The following is a 16,609-nucleotide window of genomic DNA, read 5'->3' as shown; positions in this document are numbered from 1 at the left end:
TCTCCGATCAATCAGGGCAGCGCCACTAGGCGCAGGATTTCCGTTATCACGTCATCCGGTGTTTTGGCGCTTCCTTGCGCTTCAAAGCTAAGCGTGATGCGGTGGCGGAACACGTCGTGGGCAACGGCGCGAATATCCGCGGGGTCCACATAATCGCGTTCATTCATCCAGGCATGCGCGCGTCCGCACTTGTCCAGCGCAAGCGAGGCGCGCGGACTGGCGCCAATTTCAATCCAACTGGCCAGTTCATCGCTGAACTTCTCGGGTGTGCGGGTCGCCTGCACCAAATCAGCCATGTATCGATCCATTGCGTCGGACACATGAATTTGCCCTATCTCGAGCCGTGCCTGAAAAACGGCGTCTTGCGGGATCGGGGTTCGGGTCTTTCTGAATACGCCGGTCCCGGCGGCGACTTCTTCACCGCGCACCAGCCGTATAACCTCTACCTCGTCTTCGACCGGGGGGTAGGTGATCTGAACGTGCATAAGGAACCGATCCATCTGCGCTTCGGGCAGGGGATAAGTGCCCTCTTGCTCAATCGGGTTTTGCGTAGCCATCACGATGAACAAAGGCTCCATTTTGTGTGTGGTGCCTGAAACGGTGACTTGCCGTTCCTCCATCGCCTCCAACAGCGCGGCTTGGACTTTGGCAGGCGCGCGGTTGATTTCATCGGCCAGCACGATGTTGGCAAAGATCGGGCCAGGATCGAACCGGAACGTGCCGCCGTCACTGGTTTGTTGGAATACTTCGGTGCCGGTTACGTCGGATGGCAGCAGATCTGGTGTGAATTGTATCCGGCTGAAATCTGCATCAAGATTGCGCGCCATGGCTTTGACCGCACGAGTTTTTGCCAGACCCGGCAGACCTTCGATCAATAGGTTTCCGTTCGCCAGCAATCCAATTAGCAGCCGGTCAATTACCTCGACCTGCCCGATAATTGACTTGCCCATGCGAGCTTTGAGATCATTTATCTGAGTAAGTGCATTCATTTATTTGGTCCAATCGTGGCCAGATGTCAGAAAAAGACATATCAGGGCTGCGCCGAAGCGGAATGGTCAGGAATATTTAATAATGATCGAAGGTTAGCAGCGTTATCGCCACCAATCCACTATGAAATCCGGGCCGCTAATTGTTGCAGGTCGTTCTGCAATTCGGGGCGAATATCGCCGTGGTTCGGCGTGTCGCACAAGGTTTCGAGCCAGTGTCGCGGAAGGCGTTTTCCAGCCGCGCGGCTCCAGGTCAGTTCACCCAGCACCGATCGCGCTGTGGCATTCAGTGTCTCGGGTATGTCGATCTTGTTCAGGGTCGCCCAAACGCCGCTCCACAGCCGTGCGACGGACCAGGGGTTATATCCGCCACCGCCCAGGACCAACAGTCGGGGCGCCATATCGCGCAGGTTGGCAACGGTGCGCCAGTGGGCGTTGTTTGACAACGTCAGACGCGACAGCGGGTCCTCGGTCACGGCATCCGCGCCGCATTGCATTACGATGGCCTGTGGTCGAAATGATGCGGTCGCGGGTAGGATAAGTTGATCAATAATGGCATCGAATTCGTCATCATTGAGGTTTCGCCCAACCGGAAGGTTGAACGCGGCCCCACCTGCGTTGTCGATCAAAGTTCCGCTGAACGGCCAACGCCGCGCTTCGTGAACCGAGATCATGCGAACCTTAGTTGAACCGCGAAAGGCGGCCTCGACCCCGTCGCAATGATGCGCATCGATATCAACATAGACGATCCGGTCGAGGCCGTTCTTCAGCAAGGTCAGGATCGCCAAAACCGGGTCGTTCAGATAACAAAACCCGTTGGCGCGGTTCGGCAGGCCGTGATGCGTGCCGCCGGCCGGGCTGTAGACGATACCTCCATCACGGACCAGCTCTGCACCCAACATTGATCCACCAGCGGCGGTGGCGGGACGTCTGTACATTTCGGTGAATACTGGGTTCGACAATGTGCCAAGAGCGTATTTCGCCCGCGTTTCATCTGAAACGGCCTGATCCCGCTCAGCCTGTTGCAACGCTTCGATATAATCGGGTGTATGAAATGCGTGAAGTGCAGCAGGTTTTGCGCACGGGCTGACGCGATAATTCGAACTCGTCAACCACCCTAGCGCCCGGCACAGATCCATGACGGTAGACACGCGCGGAATGGCCAGCGGGTGTTTTGAACCATAGGTCGAGCTGCGATAGATCTCGGATCCGATGAACAGGGGCGCAGGCATCGTCTAGCTAACGACACCATGGCGGACGTCTTCCCCCAGCCTTCCGTCCAGAGACATCAGGATCGCAATCGGACGCAGGGCCGGAATATGGCTAAAGACGATCAGGATACAAACGGTGAGCGGCACGCTGAGGAACGCCCCGATCAAACCCCAGATCGTGGTCCAGAACATCAGTGCCAGAATGACCAGAAAAGTGGACATGTTCAGCGAACGTCCCAGCAGCGCGGGGTCCAGAAAGTTGCCGATCAGGAATTGAAGCGTGCCGCAGCCCAAGATGATCATCAGGAATGGTCCGATGCTTTCAAACTGCACTAACGCGATCAGGGATGGGAAGATCACCGCGATGATCGAGCCGATGGACGGGATGAAGTTCAGCGCGAAGGTCAAGACGGCCCAGGTCTCGGCGAATTCCAGTCCAAGTATCTTGAAGACTGAGTAGCTGATGCTTGCTGTGATCAGGCTGATCAGTGTTTTCACCCCGACATAGCGTTGCAGGCTGAACGAGATCGCATCCAGAATGGCTGCGAATTCGATACCCGTTTTGGGATCGCCCGCGGCCAGTTGAATCTTTTTGCGAAAGGCCAATCGTTCGGCCATCAGGAAGGCAACATAAAGGCTGATCAGGAAAAACTGGTTCAGCAGGGATGTAGCGCTGCCCAACAGAACGCGCGCGATATAAGACATGTCGATGTTGATCAGGTTGTCGCGGATAAATGTGGTCACGTCATTGCCAACCCAACCGGTTACGCGGTTGACCGTCTCGTCGAACTGGTTTTCGTAAGTGCCGATCGTGCGGGCGAATTGGGTGGCCTGACTGCCCAAAATATACATGATCACGAACAACCCGGCCAAAACGACGGTGACACCGGCCACATTGGCCAACCACACCGGCATGCGGGTCAGGGCGATGATCCGGTCGCTCAGTGCGATGATCAGGACATTGACCAGCAAGGCCATTGTCAGCGGGATCAGAAACGCGGAACCAGCGTATAGCCCCAGCACCAGCAGCGTTGCCACAATCGACACGTCGCGCACAACGGAAAGCTTCAGCTTTGTCGGTGTTGTGGTTTCGTCATTGTCCAGTGTCATAGCTTGGCCTGTCTCGGGAACTGTCCTTAGCGCGTATAGCGATCCTGCACAGCAGAGCCGGATTATGCAATGCGTCCAAACCTTTGTCTGAGATTATTTGGGTAGATCGCGGGATTGCCGGTTCTTTGGGTGCCACAGGCAGGTTAGGCTTTGGGAATGAACGCGCGTGTGATTCCTTATTTGAGCCGACCGGTTCGGGCACTTTGGGTGGCTATTGTCCGCTTTGACGCCAAGAACGGCTTCGTCATGAGCAGCCATGTCGCCATGTCTCTAATGTTGGCGCTTTTTCCGTTTGCCCTGTTTACCGTGGCTTTGGCAGGTTCACTGTCACAGGATTACGTCACTGACGAATTGATCGAGCTGATTTTTGGTGCCTGGCCAAAAGATGTGGCCGGGCCGATTGTGGCTGAACTGCGCTCGGTCCTGACGGAATCTGGTTCAGGGGTAATCACTTTGGGCGGTTTGCTGGCGGTGTTTTTTGCCTCAAACGGGGTATTGGCCGTGCGCAAGGCCATGAATCAAGCCTATCACGACCACGACAGCTGGCCGTTTTGGAAAACGCGGCTGTTGTGTCTGGTGCTGGTGATTGTTGGTGGTCTTATAATCATGATCATAGCGGCGGTCGAAGTGGTTCTGCCAGTCTATACGCAGTTGGTGTCCGAGAAGACGGATGTGAACGTGTCCGATTGGTTGTCGGTGGATCGTCTGCGCTGGACTTTCACGGTAGCCGTTCCCGCAGGTGTTGTTGTCCTGGCACATCTGGTCTTGCCAACGGGACGGCACAAGCTGCGCCAGATTCTGCCGGGCGTTGTGCTGACGCTTGCCCTTTGGGCTGCGGGAGGTTGGGGGTTTTCGGTTTATATCGCGCAGTTCGCCTCGTACAGCGCCACCTACGCAGGTCTGGCCGGGGCGATGGCCGCGCTGATCTTTCTGTATCTGTGTGCCGCGATGCTGATCCTGGGTGCCGAATATAACGGGGCGTTGATGGATATGCAGGATGAGCTGGACGGGCAAGCGGCATGAGGTCGGCAGTATTCCTTTTCGGGGTGCTGGCACCGGTTTACGCATTTGCTCAATCGCCCGAGTATGTCGGCTCGGACCAATGTATCGCGTGCCACAAGGCTGAGGCCGAGGCCTGGTCTGCATCCCATCACGCTTTGGCCTGGACCAAGGTAGAAGACGGGCACGTCGCGGCTGATTTTGATGGAACGCGGTTTGATCATGACGACATGTTTGTCGAGTTCAGCCAGACAGGCGATATGGTGCAGGCCCGTGTGACCGAAAAGGATGGCACTACAACTCTTTACGATCTGCATTCGGTGGTTGGTATTGAACCGTTGCAGCAATACCTGTTCGAAACCGAACCCGGCCGTTTGCAGAGTTTCGATGTGGTTTGGGATACAAGCGAACAGCGGTGGTATCACCTCTATCCCGATCAGGACCTTCCCCCGGATGATGGTCTGCACTGGACCGGGCCGTATAAGAATTGGAACGCTCGTTGCGCTGAATGCCACGCGACAGGGTTTGAAAAGAATTACGATGGGCAGACCCGCAATTACAGCTCAGTTCAGGCTGAGATTGGGGTAGGGTGCGAAGCCTGCCATGGCCCATCCTCGGCCCATATCGACTGGACGCAAGGAGAAAACATCAGCGCTGATCTGAGCGCGTTTGGGTTCACCATGGATTGGGGAAAAGGCCAGACTGAGGCGGAAATCCAGCAATGCGCCGGTTGTCATTCCCGGCGTGAAGCACACGGCGATGGAAACCCGGTGCCGGGAACACCCTATCATGACGCTTACAACCTGTCGGTGCTACGCCCAGGCCTCTATCACCCTGACGGCCAGATTTTGGACGAGGTCTATGTCTACGGCTCATTCCTGCAGTCCAAGATGTATGCACAGGGCGTCGGGTGCATGAATTGCCATGACCCGCACAGTGCCGAACTGAAAGCCGAAGGCAATGGCGTGTGTACCCAGTGCCATTCCCCGGCGGGAAATCCAGTTTTCCCGACCCTGACGGCCAAAGATTACGATACACCGGCGCATCATCATCACCCGGACGACAGCGCAGGCGCCCAGTGCGTATCCTGTCATATGATCGAGCGGGTATATATGGGTGTCGATTGGCGACGCGATCACAGCTTTCGCATCCCGCGCCCTGATCTGGGGTTGGGGCAGGACGCCTGTACCGATTGCCACCAATCCGAAGATCAAGCCTGGGCCGCGGGACAAATCCAAGGGTGGTTTCCTGACTCCACCCAACGTCGTGAGCATTTCGGGACGACGTTTCAGGTGGCTCTGACCGGGCAGGCTGACGGGCCAGAGGCTTTGCTGGAAATAGCAACTGACCCGAACATGGCTGGCATCGTGCGCGCCACGGCGGCGTATCTATTGCAGCCCTTCGCCTCGCCCGAGGTTGCGGTAAAAACGGCACCATTGTTGTCGGACACTAACCCCTTAGTGCGCGCCAACGCAGCACCGTTGCAACGTGAGGCAGCGCTGCCAAACCGGGTGGGGCGGTTGGAACCGTTGCTTTCTGACCCGATGCGCAACGTGCGTATTTCGGCAGCCAAAGAGTTCCTGAACATCCCAGCTCAGGCGCTGACGCCAGATCAGCAAACACAAGTTGCGCAGAGCATGGCCGAATGGCAGGGTGCAATCGGGAACCGGCTGGATTTCCCTGAAACCCATCTTGTTTTAGGTGGAATGGCGTTGACGTTCCGCAACGCACCTGCGGCTGAGCTAGCCTTTCGCGAAGTTGTCACCCTGGACCCACAGCGCGCCGAGGCCTGGCCAATGTTGGTGCAGTTGGCGCAGATTAATCGTGGGCTACAGGCCGCGCGCACCGTACTGCAAGAGGGGCTAGACATACTGCCCGAAGATCCGGGATTGCTGCAGCTCAAGGCTCAGCTGACCCCGTAAACCGGCATGGCGTGGCCCGGATTTTGCCACGTTCCCGACTAATTATTGGGTTAACCATGGGTCAAGGTAGAAACGCCGCCAGACCCTAAGGTGACCCATGTCTGACAAACCGGTTCACACATCGCAGCTGCAAAATCCTTTGTCCCTGGGCCAGAGGATCGCTGAACTGCAGGCGAGAAAGCCAGAATATATCAACCATGGCGAAGCCCTGCTGTTGCAAAGCACAGCTGCCGCGTCGCTGCGCGAGCAATTCCTGACCGGTGATCGAAGCTGGCTTGATGATTAAGTCAGCCGCGGAATCCCGTGGCGACAACAAATTTCTCGGAACTGTCAGACCGTGACGCAGGGGGCTTTACGTTTGCCACCTTTTCGAACTTTTGCTTCAACAACTTTTGCAGATCGCCCTCGGCCCCCCCGGCCAGAACCTTGGCGACAAACGTGCCGCCTTCTTCCAGCACGTCGAAGGCAAAATAGGCCGCGGTTTCGCACAGGGCCATGATCCGTAGGTGATCGGTTTGCTTATGCCCGGACGACGACGCCGCCATATCGGACATCACGACATCTGCCTTGCCGCCCAGCCAGGCTTTGACCATTTCGTCGGCATCGTCTTCCATGAAGTCCAGCACATGCGCCTCGGCACCTGCGACCGGTTCAACCTCTTGTAAGTCGACGCCCAGAACGGTTCCAATCCGTTTGCCAGATCGCTCGCCCAGCGCATTGACGCGTTTAACGGCTACCTGCAGCCAGCCACCGGGCGCACAACCCAGATCGACCACGCGCGCACCGGGAACGAGAAAGCGGAACTTGTCATCCAGTTCCAAAATCTTATAGGCCGCACGTCCGCGATAGCCATCCGCTTGCGCGCGCTTCACATACGGGTCGTTCAACTGCCGCTCAAGCCAACGGGTCGAGCTGAGCTTGCGCCCGCGCGCAGTCTTGACCTTGACCTTCAGGTCGCGCTGTCCGCGGCCCGAGTTGTTTTTGCCACTTGGTGTCTTCGCCATTAGAACGGTCCGTCTTCCAATACACCGTCCGCACTCATCTGCGCATAAAGCAGGCCTTCGCGCAGCCCACGATCCGCCACGGAAAGGCGGTCAGTGGGCCAGCAGCGAAGCAATGCCTGCAAAATGGCTGAGCCGGACATGATCAGGGCCTGCCGGTCATCGCCGATACGCGGATCTCGCCGCCGCCCCAGTGGGCCGAGTTCTAAGTATCCCCGTATGACTTTGTCAATCTGATCGCTGGTCATGCGCAAACCGTCCACTTTGGTCCGGTCATAACGCTTTAGCCCCAGATGCGAGGCGGCCACGGTCGTTACCGTGCCGCTAGTACCGACAATCTGAAACCCTTCGCGGGCCTGTTCGTCCTTGTAGGGGGCAAAATCGGCCAGGTTTTCTTCAAAAAACCAGCTCATCAGCGCGAAACGAGCCGAGTCGTCTTCGACATCATTGAACTGATCACGCAGAGTGGCCACCCCCAACGGAACGCTGATCCAATCCACCACTTTTGCTGCCGGAAAAGGGCTATCGGCTGTATGGAACCCGTGGTGCAGCCGCATAATCGCCGCCGGACGATCCCGACGCGGTACGGAAGAGACGTCGATCCACACCAACTCGGTCGAACCGCCGCCGATATCTACGACCAATAGCTGTTCGGTCTTGGTCGATACCAGCGGCGCGCACGAGATCACGGCCAGGCGGGCCTCTTCCTCGGGCTGGATGATTTCCAGAGTCAGGCCAGTCTCGCGTTTTACCTGCCGGATGAAGTCGCGAGAATTCTTGGCGCGCCGACAGGCCTCGGTCGCGACCAGGCGCATCCGTTTGACCTTGTTTCGCTTCAGTTTCTGCTGACAGATGCGCAGTGCCTGAATGGTGCGCGCCATCGACGACCGAGACAGCCGTCCGGTCCGTTCCAGCCCCGCGCCCAGTTGCACGGATTTGGAAAAGCTGTCTACCACATGAAACCCGCTACCCTTGGGTTGGGCTATCAACATGCGGCAGCTATTTGTTCCCAGATCCAGCGCCGCATATAACGCATCTGGATCGGGTCTTGCCGGCGCGGGGCTTTCGACCGCCTTGGGGAACGCGCCCGCACCTTTGGGACGCTTGGGCGCCATCTTCAACGCCCTCCGATTTTCGAGTTACCCCGACCATAGGTCGGCCAAATGTTTCGTGCAAGACGCTCATTAAAGTGATGAGTATTTTGATGTGCGCATTTGCGCGAGAATTGAGTACAAGCGCCGTATCCTGTGGGGGACAAAAACGTCGTTTGAAAGACTGCTTGTGTCGAAAATCGACCGACTTTGACCCATATAGAAGTCTAGAACCGATCCATCTGGTTAGGAGGAATCAACGGCAATGCCTGACGTCACCATCGTATACTGGCGCGATATTCCCGCCCAAGTCATCGTCGGCAAAGGCCGTCGTGGCGCAAAGCGGCAGTTGGAGGAGCGGTTCGAACAAGCCATCGACCGGGCTGCGATGAAAGTGAACGCCAAGGACAGCGATGCCTATCTGGCCGAGTGGCGCAAGGCCGAACCCTTTGCTGTCGAGGGCGACCCGTCCGAGATTGCCGAGGCCGAGGCCGTGCGTTTGGAAACGGAATACGATCAGGACCGCATCAAGGCTCTGATCGCCAATGACGGTTGGGCATGAGCCCAAAATCTATATGGGAGGCCGCAATGGCTTTGCTGAACTTCAAGAAACGTGATGCGGTCGAAAACGGCCCTGTGAATCCGACCGTCGAAGCCTTTTTGCAAGGCTATTCGATCGAGGTGATGCCGCGCACCGCCGAAAAAGTCGAAGATTTCCGCGCGCTGTTGCCCGAAGGCACCCGCGTCTACATCGCCCATATTGAGGGCACGCCCATCGAAGATATGGTCAAGACCGCCAAGCGGATCGCCGACGAAGGTTATCCCGTGATGCCCCATTTCCCGGCGCGGATCATCAAGGATGCCGCCACGCTGGAAAACTGGATCTCGATGTATCAGGGCGAAGCGGGTGTTGATCAGGCGCTGTTGCTTGCCGGTGGTGTCGCAAATCCGCACGGTGATTTCGACAGCTCGATGCAGTTGCTGGAATCCGGCCTGTTCGACAAGGCAGGCTTCAAGCGTCTGCACGTGGCGGGCCACCCCGAGGGCAACAAGGACATTGACCCGGACGGCTCGACCAAGAATGTCGACGACGCGCTGCGTTGGAAACAGAAATTCAACGAAACCACGGATGCGGAAATGGCTCTGGCAACCCAGTTTGCTTTCGATGCTAAGCCGATCATCGCATGGGCCGACAGCCTGAAAGAAGCGGGCATCGATCTGCCGATCCATATCGGCATCGCGGGCCCGGCCAAGCTGCAGACCTTGATCAAATTCGCCATCGCCTGCGGTGTTGGCCCGTCGCTGAAGGTTCTGCAAAAGCGCGCTATGGATGTCTCGAAGCTCTTGCTGCCGTATGAACCGACCGATGTTGTGACTGAGCTGGCCAACCACAAAGCGGCCAACCCGGATTTCAACATCACCAACGTACACTTCTTCCCGCTTGGTGGCATCAAGACCAACGCCAACTGGGCGATCAAAAACGGCGGCGCTTCGGCAAAGCCTGCAAACGCTTAAGGAACGGACATGACCCGTACAGTCGTAGAATCAAAAACAAAAACAGCCGTCCTGGGATTTGACGAACCGTTTTGCGTCATCGGTGAGCGGATCAACCCGACCGGTCGTAAAAAGCTGGCCGCAGAGCTGGAAGCGGGCGATTTCTCAACCGTTGAGAAAGACGCCATCGCACAGGTCGCCGCAGGGGCCACCGTGTTGGATATCAACGCAGGCGTTGTCTACAACTCGAACCCCAACCCGAACGAGACCGAGCCGCCGCTGATGCGCAAGATTGTCGAGCTGGTACAGGGGCTGGTCGATGTGCCGCTGTGCGTTGACTCCTCAGTTCCCGGCGCTTTGGAAGCGGGTTTGGAAGCCGCGGAAGGTCGTCCACTGCTGAACTCGGTCACCGGCGAAGAAGAGCGGTTGGAAATGGTTCTGCCGCTGGTCAAAAAGTACAACGTTCCAGTCGTTGCGATCTCGAACGACGACACCGGTATTTCCGAAGATCCCGATGTGCGGTTCGAGGTTGCCAAAAAGATCGTCGAGCGTGCCGCTGATTTCGGCATCCCGGCCCATGACATCGTCGTTGACCCGCTGGTTATGCCCATCGGTGCGATGGCAACCGCAGGCCAGCAGGTGTTCGCTCTGGTCCGTCGCCTGCGCGAGGAACTGGGCGTGAACACCACTTGCGGTGCGTCCAACATCTCGTTCGGTCTGCCGAACCGTCACGGCATCAATAACGCGTTCCTGCCGATGGCAATGGGCGCTGGCATGACCTCGGCGATTATGAACCCGGTCGCCTTGCCGGTGACGCAGAAAAAGATTGCCGAGAAGAAAGAGGCCGTCACAGCCGCTGGCATCATCTTGCCCGAAGGCATGGATGACGAGGCTTTCGTCCAGATGTTTGGTCTGGGTTCGACCAAGCCGCGCGCTGGTAAAGAGATGGAGGCCATTCGTGCCGCCAACCTGCTGACCAACAACGACCCGCATGGCGGTGAGTGGATTAGATTCAACAAAGCGCCGGACGAAGCTGGGGCCGCAGGCGCCGCCGGCGGCCGTCGCGGTGGTGGTCGTCGTCGCCGCGCGTCCTGAACCGGACACCAAATACAGTAAAAGGCTGGGCCTCGCGCCCAGCCTTTTTCGTTTTTGATACCAATCAAGGCTAAGGCGAGGGTGGCGGGTCAGACTGACTAGGACAGATGACGAAGGACCAGCGCAATCATGACCCGACATCACCCCCCAAAGCTCGCCGACGCGGACTTGAACCTGAAATTGGGCAAGCAGAGCTATTTCAAGAAACTGGCCGAGTTGCAGGCGCAGTTGGCGCTGATCCAACAGGCGTTTTTGTTTCACGGAACCAAGGGCGTGCTGGTCTTTGAAGGATGGGACGCGGCAGGCAAGGGCGGCACGATCCGACGAATCAGTCAGGCTCTGGATCCACGCAGTTTCAAAGTGTGGCCGATTGGGGCGCCACGGAACTATTATCTGAACCGTCACTACCTGTTGCGGTTTTGGGAGAGGCTACCACCTCAAGGCGCGATCTCGGCTTTTGATCGCAGTTGGTATGGCCGGGTAATGGTGGAACGGATCGAGAAGTTCACCCCCGAAGAGCGCTGGCGCGCGGCCTATCGTGAGATCAATGATTTCGAACGTATGCTGGTGGATGACGGCACCCGCATCGTAAAGCTGTTTTTTCACATATCTCAGGAAGAACAGATGGAGCGGTTTACCGAACGTCTGCGCAACCCGATGAAGCGGTGGAAACTGACCTATGAAGATTTTCGCAATCGAGAGCGGTGGGCCGAAGCAGAAGTTGCCGTAGATGAAATGTTGGCCCGTACCTCAACCGATGTCGCGCCATGGTATGTGATCCCTGCCAACAACAAGAAATATGCAAGAATCAAAGCAATGCAGGCAATTGTTGACGCGTTTTCGAAAGATATCGACCTGAACCCCCAGCATCTGGATCAGCGCACGCTGGATGCGGCATGCGAGGCGCTGGATGTGGATCAATCCCTGATCGACGACCTGCGTGCCCGGACCGAGTAAAATGGGAGCTGAGATGGAAAGACGCTTGCGGTTAATCAATCGCCGGTGCTATTCAGCGCCACGCGGCGGGTATGATGTAATGGTAGCCTGTCAGCTTCCCAAGCTGAACGCGCGGGTTCGATTCCCGCTACCCGCTCCAATTACTCAGATTTTCGCGCCTGAAACAGGTTGATCAAAGCCGGGATTTCGACCGTTTTTTCAGACGCATACGGTTGAAATGCCTTTGTAATTCCTTGCTGGATATTCAATACGTCCTCGGCATCCCCTTCAAAATAGGCGATCAGACGGGCCGCCGGACCGATACGTGTACACAAGGTTGCGCAATCCTCGATCGTTCCGCGAATGCGCAGTAAGACATGTACTTGTTCGACACGAATATCGGTCAGGCCAGCCTGGTCCAGTAGGCGAGAGACCCGTTCGTGGTCATGAAAGGCCAATGGGCCGGGGGCGTTTCGATCCATTACAGGTGGGTTGCCCAGTCGGGCACATGCGATGCTATGCGGTGTCTTGAACCAGGGATTTCCGTCTAATGGTCCCCAGGCGGCAAAGGTCATCTGACCACCCGGCTTCAACGCACGTGCCATGTTGGCAAAGGCAGCGACCGTGTCTTCAAAAAACATCACCCCAAAACGCGAGATCATTGCGTCGTGATCTGCCTCGACAAACCGGTGGGTCTGGGCATCGGCATGTTGGAGGTCGATGTTTAACAACCCTTTTTCGATGGCCCGTTGCCCCGCGCGGTCCAGAAATGGCTGCGAGAAGTCCGCCGCCAGTACGTGACCGCTTTCGCCTACGGACTCTGCCGCCCTGACGCTGCTTGCACCGGTGCCGCAGCCGATATCCAGCACCCGCATGCCGGGTTGTAGCCCGGCTCGGTCTAGGACCAGATCAAGAACCGGGGCCAACATTTCATCCATCTGCTCTTCATAGGTGAGCCAATTGGCGCCAGAGGGAGAATTGCTCCAAAATTCGGCCTGTTCTTCGTTCGCTGCTTGCATGATCGCCTACCTCAGGTGACGCGACTATGACCGGCGTCGGCGTCGGCGACCAGACTTTTCATCGGCCCCTCCGGCCGAGTTGAAGGTAGGTGAGGGCAGGGTGACCACCTGCGACAGCTCCGGGAACGGATCGGTTTTGTGCGGGATAGCGTTTGCGGCGACGAAATGATCCTGGAACTTGGGTTCAATCGCGGTTTCAACCTTGGTGATCTCGCGCACGACGCGCTCGATTTCCGACCGGGCGGTGATGTTGCACAGCGCAATCCGCGCACCGGTGCCCGCCGCATTGCCCGCGCTTGAGACCTTGTCCAGCGGCGCGTCGGGGATCATGCCCAGAACCATCGCGTGTTTGGTCGAAATATGCGCACCGAAAGCTCCGGCCAGTACCACGCGATCCACTTTATCGACCTCCATGACATCCATCAGAAGGCGCGCACCGGCATAAAGCGCGGATTTGGCCAACTGGATGGCACGGATGTCGCCTTGGGTCACGGTTATGCGCGGGCCGCCCTTGGCGCTGGCGTCATGGATCAGGTAGGCATGGGTGCGGCCTTCGGGCACGCAGCGCGTGGTGCCAGTTTGCTCGGCCGACCCGATTAGACCGCTTTCATCCAGCAACCCGGCGATGCGCATTTCAGCGACCGCCTCGATGATGCCCGAACCACAGATGCCGGTGATACCGGTGGTGGCAACGTCCTGATCGAAGCCATCTTCGTCAGACCATTTCTCGGAACCAATAATGCGGAAGCGGGGTTCCTTGGTAACGGGGTCGATCTCGATCCTTTCAATGGCTCCGGGGGCGGCTCTTTGGCCGGAACTGATCTGCGCGCCCTCGAATGCAGGACCCGTGGGCGAGGAACAAGCCAGAACGCGGCTGGTGTTGCCCAGCAGAATTTCGGCGTTGGTGCCGACATCGACGATCAGAACGAGGTCTTCGGATTTTCCGGGCTCCTCGGACAGGGCAACGGCGGCACAGTCGGCGCCGACATGACCCGCGATGCAGGGCAGGATATAGACCTGCGCGCGTGGGTTCATTTTCGTCAGGTCCATCTCACGCGCGGGCAGAGACATGCTTTCCGACGTGGCCAGAGCAAACGGCGCCTGACCAAGTTCAACCGGGTCCAGCCCCAGCAGTAGATGGTGCATGACCGGGTTGCAGACGAACACGGTTTCGACGATCAGGTCGGCATCAATCCCAGCTTCATCCGCAATCGAGGTGGACAGGTCATTGATCGCCTCGCGCACGGCTTTTGTCATTTCCTGATCGCCGCCGGGGTTCATCATCGAATATGATACGCGGCTCATCAGATCTTCGCCAAAGCGGATCTGTGGATTCATCAGGCCCGATGATGCCTTGACTTCACCTGTTTCCAGATCGGTCAGGTGGGCCGCAATTGTGGTCGAGCCGAGGTCAATAGCCAGCCCATACAACCCGCTTTCATGGAGGCCGGGCCAGATTTCAACGACCTTCGCGACCGAATCCTTGTGCCCTTTGTGAACAGCAACGGTAACTTCCCATTTACCTTTGCGCAGAACCGGCTGCAGCTTGGACATCAGCGACAGATCGGCTGTGACCGCATCGATGTGCCACTGTTCGCGCAAGGCACGCTCCAGCCGCTCCAGATCGCCGGTGGGTGAGTGCATATCGGGCTCTTCCACCACCACAAAATACAGCCGGGTTGCCGGGTCCATGGTGATGGCGCGCGCGGTGGCAGCCTTGCGGACGACCTGACGGTGTACCTGGCTTTCAGGTGGGACGTCGATCACGATGTCGCCTTGAACCGTCGCCTGACAACCCAGACGGCGACCGGTTTTCAAGCCGCGCTTATCATCGTAACGCTGCTCGACCGCATTCCATTCGCTCAGCGCGTCCTCAGATACGGTGACGCCATGCTTGGGAAACTCTCCATAGCTGGGCGTGATCTGGCATTTCGAACAGATGCCACGGCCACCACAGACCGAATCCAGGTCGACGCCCAACTGACGGGCAGCGGTCAAAACCGGGGTGCCGACGGGGAAATGCCCGCGTTTGCCCGAGGGGGTAAAGACAACAAGGGGGTCGGTGGTCATATCTGGCCTGCCTTTTTGTATTCGCGCGTTTGCCGGCAAGATATGGGTTTGTGCGCAAAGGGAAAGGGCATTCCGCGGCACGTTTTGGATAATGAACGTCGTTTTTTACCGTGGTAGCGGCTTGCGGGGGAAAACTAGTTTAGGTCAGGGGCTTTTCCTTGGGATGAATCCATGTAATAGGGTCACCGCCAAACGGGCTTTTGCATGAGGTTAGCAGATGCAGATTCGTGAGGCACTTACCTTTGACGACGTACTCTTGGTTCCGGGGGCATCGGCGGTGCTGCCTGCGACGGCGGACACGACCACGCGCGTGACCCGAGAGATTACCATGAACATCCCGCTGCTCAGCTCGGCCATGGACACGGTGACCGAGGCGCGCATGGCCATTGCCATGGCGCAGGCCGGTGGCATTGGCGTTATTCATAAGAACCTGACAACCGAGGAACAGGCCCGCGAAGTGCGGCGGGTCAAGCGGTTTGAATCCGGCATTGTGTATAATCCGGTGACCCTGAGTGCGGATCAGACGCTGGCAGATGCGCAGGCGCTGGTGCAGCGTTACAACTTTACTGGCTTTCCGGTGATTGATGACCAAGGTCGCGTCGTTGGCATCGTGACCAACCGCGACATGCGTTTTGCGACCTCGGATGACACGCCGATCAAGGCGATGATGACCTCGGACAATCTGGCGATGCTGAAAGAGCCCGCCGATCTGGAAGAGGCCAAAAGCCTGATGCGAGCCCGTCGGATCGAAAAGCTGCTGGTGGTCGATGGCGAGGGCAAGCTGACCGGCCTGCTGACGTTGAAGGACACCGAACAAGCGGTGCTGAACCCGACGGCCTGTAAAGACCGTCTGGGCCGTCTGCGTGTGGCTGCGGCGACCTCGGTCGGGGATGCCGGGTTTGAACGGTCGGAACAGTTGGTGGATTCGGGTGTCGACATCATTGTGGTGGATACGGCGCATGGTCATTCGCAAGGCGTTCTGGACGCAGTGAAACGGGTCAAGACGCTGTCGAATGAGGTTCAGATCATCGCAGGTAACGTAGCAACGGGTGAGGCGACCAAGGCGCTGATCGACGCGGGCGCGGATGCAATCAAAGTCGGTATCGGGCCGGGGTCGATCTGTACCACGCGGATGGTCGCAGGTGTTGGGGTGCCTCAGCTGACAGCGATCATGGATTGCGCATCGGCCGCAGGGGAGGTTCCGGTGATTGCAGATGGTGGCATCAAATTCTCGGGCGATTTTTCCAAGGCGATTGCGGCGGGTGCATCCTGTGCGATGGTCGGCTCGATGATCGCGGGCACCGATGAAAGCCCGGGCGAGGTGATCCTGTATCAGGGCCGTTCATTCAAATCCTACCGCGGCATGGGCAGCCTGGGCGCGATGGCGCGCGGCTCGGCGGATCGTTACTTCCAGAAGGATGCGGCCAACGACAAGCTGGTTCCCGAAGGGATCGAAGGGCAGGTGCCTTACAAAGGGTCGGCCAGTGCGGTGGTTCACCAATTGGTTGGCGGTTTGCGCGCGGCGATGGGCTATACTGGCTGCGCCACAGTTGAAGAGATGCGCAAGAACTGCAATTTCGTCAAAATCACTGGTGCGGGCCTGAAAGAAAGCCATGTACATGACGTGCAGATCACCCGTGAAAGCCCGAACTACCGGGTGATGTAATTGCATCCA

General features: G+C 57.8%; 15 protein-coding genes and 1 tRNA gene. 9 read left to right on the top strand and 7 right to left on the bottom strand.

Annotation, left to right across the window (positions count from 1 at the left end; genetic code table 11):
• Positions 1–11: 11 nt before the first annotated feature.
• From ACR0JB_RS05605 to ACR0JB_RS05595, 3 genes are all read right to left on the bottom strand, one after another.
• Positions 12–989 carry an AAA family ATPase gene (locus tag ACR0JB_RS05605; RefSeq protein ID WP_170394175.1) on the bottom strand — a complete coding sequence of 326 codons (978 nt, stop codon included), beginning with the start codon at positions 987–989 and terminating at the stop codon, positions 12–14.
• Positions 990–1,108: 119 nt separating this feature from the next.
• Positions 1,109–2,218 carry an acetoin utilization protein AcuC gene (locus ACR0JB_RS05600; protein WP_170394173.1) on the bottom strand — a complete coding sequence of 370 codons (1,110 nt, stop codon included), beginning with the start codon at positions 2,216–2,218 and terminating at the stop codon, positions 1,109–1,111.
• Positions 2,219–2,221: 3 nt separating this feature from the next.
• Positions 2,222–3,307, bottom strand: a complete 1,086-nt coding sequence (locus ACR0JB_RS05595) for an AI-2E family transporter (protein ID WP_170394171.1) — start codon at positions 3,305–3,307, stop codon at positions 2,222–2,224.
• Between the two features lie 156 nt (positions 3,308–3,463).
• On the opposite strand from ACR0JB_RS05595, the gene ACR0JB_RS05590 reads away from it, so the two are divergent.
• From ACR0JB_RS05590 to ACR0JB_RS05580, 3 genes are all read left to right on the top strand, one after another.
• Entirely contained in the window at positions 3,464–4,330 is an 867-nt protein-coding gene (locus ACR0JB_RS05590) for a YihY/virulence factor BrkB family protein (RefSeq protein WP_480789743.1), read from the top strand.
• Positions 4,327–6,228, top strand: coding sequence for a multiheme c-type cytochrome (locus tag ACR0JB_RS05585; protein WP_480789742.1), 1,902 nt, complete (start codon positions 4,327–4,329; stop codon positions 6,226–6,228). Before ACR0JB_RS05590 ends, ACR0JB_RS05585 begins: the two co-directional genes overlap by 4 nt.
• Before the next feature lie 97 nt (positions 6,229–6,325).
• Positions 6,326–6,514: a hypothetical protein gene (locus ACR0JB_RS05580; protein WP_170348776.1), complete on the top strand. Its 189-nt coding sequence runs from the start codon at positions 6,326–6,328 to the stop codon at positions 6,512–6,514.
• Between the two features lies 1 nt (position 6,515).
• Here the strand turns inward: ACR0JB_RS05580 and ACR0JB_RS05575 are convergent, their stop codons facing one another.
• Together ACR0JB_RS05575 and ACR0JB_RS05570 are read right to left on the bottom strand one after the other, a co-directional pair.
• Positions 6,516–7,232, bottom strand: a complete 717-nt coding sequence (locus ACR0JB_RS05575) for an RlmE family RNA methyltransferase (RefSeq protein ID WP_170348775.1) — start codon at positions 7,230–7,232, stop codon at positions 6,516–6,518.
• Positions 7,232–8,344, bottom strand: a complete 1,113-nt coding sequence (locus ACR0JB_RS05570) for a Ppx/GppA phosphatase family protein (protein WP_170358558.1) — start codon at positions 8,342–8,344, stop codon at positions 7,232–7,234. Before ACR0JB_RS05570 ends, ACR0JB_RS05575 begins: the two co-directional genes overlap by 1 nt.
• A gap of 241 nt (positions 8,345–8,585) precedes the next feature.
• Between ACR0JB_RS05570 and ACR0JB_RS05565 the strand changes: the two genes are divergently transcribed.
• The 5 genes from ACR0JB_RS05565 (at position 8,586) to ACR0JB_RS05545 (ending at position 12,005) form a co-directional block, all read left to right on the top strand.
• Positions 8,586–8,882 (top strand): virulence factor, encoded by a 297-nt coding sequence (locus ACR0JB_RS05565; RefSeq protein WP_170324990.1) that lies wholly within the window; start codon positions 8,586–8,588, stop codon positions 8,880–8,882.
• Between the two features lie 26 nt (positions 8,883–8,908).
• Positions 8,909–9,835 (top strand): methylenetetrahydrofolate reductase, encoded by a 927-nt coding sequence (locus ACR0JB_RS05560; protein WP_170358556.1) that lies wholly within the window; start codon positions 8,909–8,911, stop codon positions 9,833–9,835.
• 9 nt (positions 9,836–9,844) lie between these two features.
• Complete coding sequence (locus tag ACR0JB_RS05555; protein WP_170348771.1) at positions 9,845–10,909, top strand: methyltetrahydrofolate cobalamin methyltransferase; 1,065 nt, start codon at positions 9,845–9,847, stop codon at positions 10,907–10,909.
• A 129-nt stretch (positions 10,910–11,038) separates the two neighbouring features.
• A complete protein-coding gene (locus tag ACR0JB_RS05550) occupies positions 11,039–11,866 on the top strand; it encodes a polyphosphate kinase 2 family protein (protein WP_480643781.1) in 828 nt (275 codons plus the stop codon).
• A gap of 65 nt (positions 11,867–11,931) precedes the next feature.
• Positions 11,932–12,005, top strand: a tRNA-Gly gene (locus ACR0JB_RS05545).
• Position 12,006: 1 nt separating this feature from the next.
• Here the strand turns inward: ACR0JB_RS05545 and ACR0JB_RS05540 are convergent.
• Complete coding sequence (locus ACR0JB_RS05540; RefSeq protein ID WP_480789741.1) at positions 12,007–12,864, bottom strand: class I SAM-dependent methyltransferase; 858 nt, start codon at positions 12,862–12,864, stop codon at positions 12,007–12,009.
• Between the two features lie 24 nt (positions 12,865–12,888).
• On the bottom strand, positions 12,889–14,934 hold the full coding sequence (locus ACR0JB_RS05535) for an ASKHA domain-containing protein (RefSeq protein ID WP_480789740.1): 2,046 nt from the start codon (positions 14,932–14,934) through the stop codon (positions 12,889–12,891).
• 217 nt (positions 14,935–15,151) lie between these two features.
• On the opposite strand from ACR0JB_RS05535, the gene guaB reads away from it, so the two are divergent.
• Positions 15,152–16,600, top strand: a complete 1,449-nt coding sequence (guaB, locus tag ACR0JB_RS05530) for an IMP dehydrogenase (protein WP_480789739.1) — start codon at positions 15,152–15,154, stop codon at positions 16,598–16,600.
• The last annotated feature ends 9 nt before the right edge of the window (positions 16,601–16,609 follow it).

The sequence above is a fragment of the Ruegeria sp. BI7 genome, from assembly GCF_056537925.1.
The sequence above is the reverse complement of the archived record's forward strand: the minus strand, read 5'-3'. Positions and strand labels throughout refer to the sequence as shown.